Genomic DNA, 5,632 nt, shown 5'->3' with positions numbered 1-5,632 from the left:
CCTCGGCACCCTCGCACCGGCCCCGGTCGGGGCGGCGGCGCCGGGTGGGGGGCCGGCCGTGCCGCCCTGGCTGGCGCAGGTGTCGGAGGCGCTGTTCGAGGGCATGGACGCCGACGCGGCGCGGGCCTGGGCACGCCGTGTGCGCCGGGAGATGGAGCGGCTGAACGGCAGGGTGCCCTTCAGCGTGGTCCACGACTGGTACCGCTCCGCCGTCGGGCCGGTGCTGACCGAGGCGAGCGCACGGCGCGGCGGGTCCGTCGCGCAGCACCAGCGCGTCCAGGCGCTGCACGCGGACGCCCTGGGCGGCGGTCGGGTCGACGAGGGCACGTGGCGCGCGGCGCTCGAACCGGAGCTGCGGGAGCTCTTCCACCACGCGTACCCGTACGCCGAGGCCTACGCCGCGGCCGCGGCCGCCGCCGGCTCCTACGCGCTGGCGAACGGCTACGACGCGGCCGAGGCCGCCCAGTACGGCGAGACCTACGCGGAGCTCAACACCACGGCCAACGTGCGGGCCCATGCCGACGCGAACGCCCTGGCCAACGCGGCCGCCGTGGCGGCCGCGTACGCGGCGGCGGACCCCGCCGCCTACGCCGCGACCTGGCCGTCCGCCCAGGTCCGCGCGGTGGTGCTGGTGCACGCCGACCGGCGGGACGAGCGCGGCGAGCGCGCCACCTGGGCGCGGCTGGCCGACGGCCTCGCCGCCTGCCTGGCCCGCGCGGAAGCCGCCTGACCCGGAGCTGAGCCCGGCACCCGGGCTCAGCTCCGGGCGCGGACCGGGCGCGGACCGGGCGCGGACCGGATCAGCCCTTGAGCGGCCCACCGTTGATCGCGACCCGGCGACCGTAGCGGGTGTGCGGGTGGTAGTCGTACGTGGCGTGGTGCTGGACGCAGCGGTTGTCCCAGAACACCAGCGTGTTGGGGCTCCAGCGGATGCGGCAGCTCAGCAGGGGCCGCTGGGCGGGCAGCGCGCAGAGCAGGTCGAGCAGGGCCCGGCTCTCGTCGGGCGACAGCTGGGGGATGCGCGCGGTGTAGGCCTTGTTGACGTAGAGGATCCTGCGGTCGGTGTCGGGGTGCCGCACCACCAGGGGGTGTTCGCTCTTGGGAATCACGTACCCCTCGGGCGGGGTGTAGCCCTGGAAGGCGACGAGGCCGTCGTGGATCGCGGTCAGGCCGTCGAGCAGCTCGCGCATCGTCGGGGACAGCATCTCGTACGCCAGGTGCATGTTGGCGAACAGGGTGTCGCCGCCGCTGCCCGGTTCCGGCACCCGGGTGATGTGGAGCATCGACCCGAGCGAGGGTTCGGCGTCGGCGGTGCCGTCGGCGTGCCAGCCGTTGCCGGCGACGTTGTCCGCCTCGGCGCCGGTGCTGATCTCCAGGATGTACGGATCCGCGTCGACCGGGGGCGGGTTGACCGGGCGCAGTTCGCCGAAGTGCCCGGCGAAGCGCTTGTGGTCCTCGTCCGTCAGCTCCTGGTCGCGGAACACGAGGACGTGGTGGTCGAGGAACGCCTGCTTCAGTTCGGCCAGTTGATCGTCCGACAGCTCCTTCGAGAGGTCGACGCCGGAGACCTCGGCGCCGATCACCGGAGTGACCGGGTCGACCGTGACGGTCCGGTACTCCTTGGCGGGCCTGGTGGTGACGGCCCTGACCGCGTCCAGCTCGTACTGCTCCATGACCTGCTCCTGTGGTGGGGGGATTCGGTGTCGTCACAGCCCGCGTGCCAGCAGGTCCGCGAGGACCAGCCGGCCGAAGGCCAGGTTGCCGTGGATGGAGTCGTCGGCCTCGCACAGCTCGGGGCGCTGGAAGCCGTCCGGTCCGGTGGTGCGGGACCGGAGGTCGACGACCTCGACGCCGAGCGCGTCGAGCGCGCTTCGGACCGTTTCCTGCGCGGCCGTGAACACCACCGGGTCGGACTGCTCCGGCACGCGCTGCGGCGGCAGCACGGCCAGCACCCGCAGGCCGAGGCCGAGTGCGTGGCGGTAGAAGGCCAGCGCGTCGCGGACGGTGGCGCGGACGACGGCGTCGAACAGCGGCCCGGAGAGGAAGCCCGGGGCGAAACCGCCGTCGCGGCCACGGTGGAGGTGCCAGTTCTCCCGGGTGGCGACGAAGTGCGCGCTGAGGCCGAAGGTGGACACCAGGGGGACCGTGAGGTGCCCGAGGCCGTCCGCGTCCAGGCCGGCCAGGAAGCTGCGGTAGTGGGCGTCGGCCTCGGCCTTGTGGAACACCACGTCGTGCTCGCGCGGCGCGAAGAAGTCGTCGGTGAACTCGCGCCCGGCACCGATCGGGCCGCCCTGGAAGGGGATCCGGGCGGCCTTCGCGGCTCGTCCGATCGGGCCGGCGTGCGAGTCGCCGAGCAGCAGGAACCTAGCGGGGGCGGTAGTAGTCGAGGACGACGTCGTCACAGGTGTCCACCCCCTTCGGTCCCGCGGCCGGCGTACCGGTTCGGACCGGTCGCGGATCCGCCGAGGGCCGCGACAGCCCGGCCATGAAGTGGCGCATCACGAAGTCGACGCCCTCGGAGGTCACTTCACGCAGGTTCGGCGCGTAGAACCTGCTCCGGAACGGGAGGCCGGTGATGAGTTCGTACGACGGGAAGTAGTCGACGTCGTCGAGGTCCTCGGTCAGCTGCCCGGCCACCGTCCGCAGCAGCGACTTGGAGTAGGTGTTGGCGGTGAGCGCGTGGCCGCCGGTCGCGGTCGCGGTCAGCGGAACCGGTGAGACGGTCAGCAGGACCCGCAGCCGCGGATTGGCCTCCCTGGCCAGCGCCACGGCGTCCGTCAGGTCGCGGCGGACCTCGTCGAAGGTGAACCGGTGGAGGACGTGGCGGTCCGGGTCGAAGGTGCCGCGCACGGTGCCGGGGCAGGACGGCAGGACGGTGCCGTCGGCGCGGTCCCGCCACGCCTCGGTCAGGCCCAGGGTGAAGATCAGGCAGCCGGCTTCCGTGACGGCCTCACGGATGGCGGCGAGGGTCGTCCCCCGGGCCGCCAGCATCTCCTCGGCCGAGGCGTGGCCGCCGGGTTCGACGGACGGACGGCAGGGGTCGTGGTACCTGCCCTCGTCCAGCCACGCCCCGGTGGGCGGGGTCGTGCGGCCGAAGGCCCAGGAGAGCCACTGCCGCAGCACGGCGGCGGTGTAGATGTTTCCGGTGCGGAACGAGAACACCCCGTAGTGGCGGGCCCTGCGCTCCTGCTCGGTCAGCCCTGGCGGGGCCGGCTCCGCGTCGCACCAGTTCATGCCCCGCTCCAGCAGGGCACGGCCGATGTGCGCGGCGAAGCAGGACCCCGCGGTGAGGATCGGCTCGTCCTGCCCGATCGCGAACGCGGGCGTCCAGAGGTCGTCGATGGCGAGCGGGTCCGGCTCGGCCACGGCGGAGCGCCAGAACGAGCGCGCCGGTAGTGCCTGGTAGGGGTTCACGGGGGATGGTCTCCGATGGGTCGGACGGCGGCGGTCGAAGGAGGCGCGGGTGCGGAACGGCTGAGGGGCTGGGGCTGGTGCTGGTGCGGACCGGGCCTGCGGCCGCGCCGGGCGACGCCGGACGTCACCGGGCGACGCCGGGCGCCCCCGCCGGCGGTCCGGGCCCGATGCCGCCCGGACCGCCGGTGCGGGGAGCGCGCCGGATCACGCCCGGGGGTGGTCGGCGCGGTCCCCGGGCGGGTCGTCCGACGCCTCGGCGATCGCCGCCGCCACCGCGTGCACATGCGGCGGGCGGACGATGCCGTAGTGCGTCGTGTCGAGCCGGTGCCAGGTGCTGGGTTCCGGGAGGTACGGGCGCCACAGCTCCCGCTGCCGCTCCGGCGCCCCCGCCCAGGGCAGCCCCTCCACCGGCCGCCCGGCCAGCCACAGCCGGCTGGGCGTGGCGCTCAGCATCGGCATCCGGTAGTCGGCCATGCTCCGCAGGTTGGCCCGGCAGCACCGGACCAGACGTTCGGCGTAGCCGTGGGCCTCGGGCCCGGCCGGCACCGACCCGCCCTGGCCGAGCTCGTGCGAGAACACCGCCTGGAGCTGCGCGTCGTCGTACTCCTGGAAGAGCCCGCCGGAACCGGGCGGCGGCGGGTCGATCAGGTGGACGCCGTGGACCGGCCGGCCGATCGCCTCCGCCTCCGCGGCCATCCCCATCACCGCCCAGGCGCCGAAGGACCAACCGGCCAGGTGCAGCCGCCGGGTGCCGTCCGCGAAGCGTGCTCGCAGGGCGGCGGCGTAGCGGCGGGCCCGCTCGGGCAGTGTCCAGTCCGCGGTCCCGGGCCGTTCCAGCGCGGGATCGGCGATCAGACAGACGGTCGGCCGGGGGCCCAGTGCCGACACCAGGGACCGGTAGGCCTGGATGTCGCCGCCGACCGGGTGCACCAGGCACAGCACGTCGGTTCCGGTGCCCTGCTGCCAGATCTCCGGAACCACGCCCTCCGTGGCGACGGCCCTGGCGGGTGTCGCCTCGGACAGCCGGGTCAGGATCTCGCTGAGGGAGACCCGGTGGCTGAGCCGGGACAGTTCCAGCTCGACATCGAAGTGACGTTTCATCAGGCCGATCAGGTCGAGCAGGGTCAGCGAGTCGGCGCCCAGGTCGTAGAGCGGGGCGTCGGGATCGATGCGGTCGAGATCCAGCCAGTCGCACAGCCGGTCGCGGAGCAGGGCGGCCGCGCTGCCGTCTGCCGTCTCGGCCGCCATGGTGCCTCCGGCGGACACCGGCGCGGTCCCGGCGGACGGCACCGTCCCAGTGGGCAGCGCAGGAACGGGCGGCACGAGGGCCCCGGCGCCGGGCGCCGAGTAGAACGCGCGGGATGCGTGGAGGTCGGTGGTGGAGACCAGCACCTGCGGCAGTTGCAGTCCCATGGCCCGTGCGAACACCCGCTTGCCCTCGGCCACCGTCAGCCCGACCGACAGGTGCGCCCGGTGGCGTGCGTCGGCCCGCGGCGCGCGCAGCGCCATGCCGGCCTCGCTCCACACGTCCCAGTTCACGCCGAGCCGGACCGTGCTCCCGGCGTCACCGGACGACCGGTACTGGGCGAAGCCGTCGAGCAGGCTGTTGGCGGCCGCGTAGTCGAACTGGCCGACGCCGCCGAGCTCCGCCGACATCGACGAGCAGTACACCGCCACCGGCGGCCGGTAGCGCTCGATCACCTGCTCGACCAGCAAGGCGCCCTGCAGCTTGGCGGCGGACGCCCGCCCCATCGCCTCGGCGTCGCGCCGGGCGATCAGCCCGCCGCTCGCCACCCCGACGGCGTGGATCACGCTGTCGAGACGGTCGGTGCGGCGTCCGATACGGGCCATCACCTCCTCGGGCGCCGACTCGGCGAGATCGGCTTCGACCAGGTCGACCCGGTCGGCCCAGGGCGTCAGCTCCTCCGGCAGCCGCGGACTCCTGGCCAGCAGCAGGACCCGGGCGCCGCCGTTCTCCAGCAGCCAGCCGGCGATGCTGCGGCCGATCCCGCCGGTGCCGCCCAGGACCAGGTGCACGCCTCCGACAGGCAGCCCGACGGGGCCCGCGCCGGCCGTGGACACCGGCAGCGTGACCTGTTCCCACCAGTGGCCCTGGCGCAGCGCCAGCCGGCGCGGAAGGGCGGCCGCGGCCGCCGGGGGCGCGGCCTCGGCCAGCAGTGCCGCCAGCGGTACGGCCCAGTGGGCGGGGTCCGCACCG

At 74.6% G+C, this 5,632-nt stretch carries 5 protein-coding genes; 1 reads left to right on the top strand and 4 read right to left on the bottom strand.

Going from position 1 to position 5,632, the window contains the following annotated elements; genetic code table 11:
• The coding region (locus tag ACIQOV_RS24685; protein ID WP_401051846.1) for a SpcZ at positions 1–730 on the top strand (730 nt) is incomplete at its 5' end.
• A 70-nt stretch (positions 731–800) separates the two neighbouring features.
• On the opposite strand, the gene ACIQOV_RS24680 is transcribed toward ACIQOV_RS24685, so the two are convergent.
• From ACIQOV_RS24680 to ACIQOV_RS24665, 4 genes are all read right to left on the bottom strand, one after another.
• Positions 801–1,673, bottom strand: a complete 873-nt coding sequence (locus ACIQOV_RS24680; RefSeq protein WP_401051843.1) for a TauD/TfdA dioxygenase family protein — start codon at positions 1,671–1,673, stop codon at positions 801–803.
• 33 nt (positions 1,674–1,706) lie between these two features.
• The gene (locus tag ACIQOV_RS24675) at positions 1,707–2,402 is read right to left on the bottom strand and encodes a hypothetical protein (protein ID WP_401051841.1); all 696 of its coding nucleotides are present in this window, start codon (positions 2,400–2,402) and stop codon (positions 1,707–1,709) included.
• Entirely contained in the window at positions 2,365–3,414 is a 1,050-nt protein-coding gene (locus tag ACIQOV_RS24670; protein WP_401051838.1) for a GSCFA domain-containing protein, read from the bottom strand. Before ACIQOV_RS24670 ends, ACIQOV_RS24675 begins: the two co-directional genes overlap by 38 nt.
• Before the next feature lie 204 nt (positions 3,415–3,618).
• On the bottom strand, positions 3,619–5,632 hold a 2,014-nt coding region (locus ACIQOV_RS24665), incomplete at its 5' end, for an SDR family NAD(P)-dependent oxidoreductase (protein WP_401051835.1).

Origin of the sequence: Kitasatospora sp. NPDC091257 (assembly GCF_044757675.1) — a bacterium.
GTDB classification, from domain to species: Bacteria; Actinomycetota; Actinomycetes; order Streptomycetales; family Streptomycetaceae; genus Kitasatospora; species Kitasatospora lactacystinica.
Note: the sequence above shows the minus strand (reverse complement) of the source record. Positions and strands in the feature narration are given on the sequence as shown.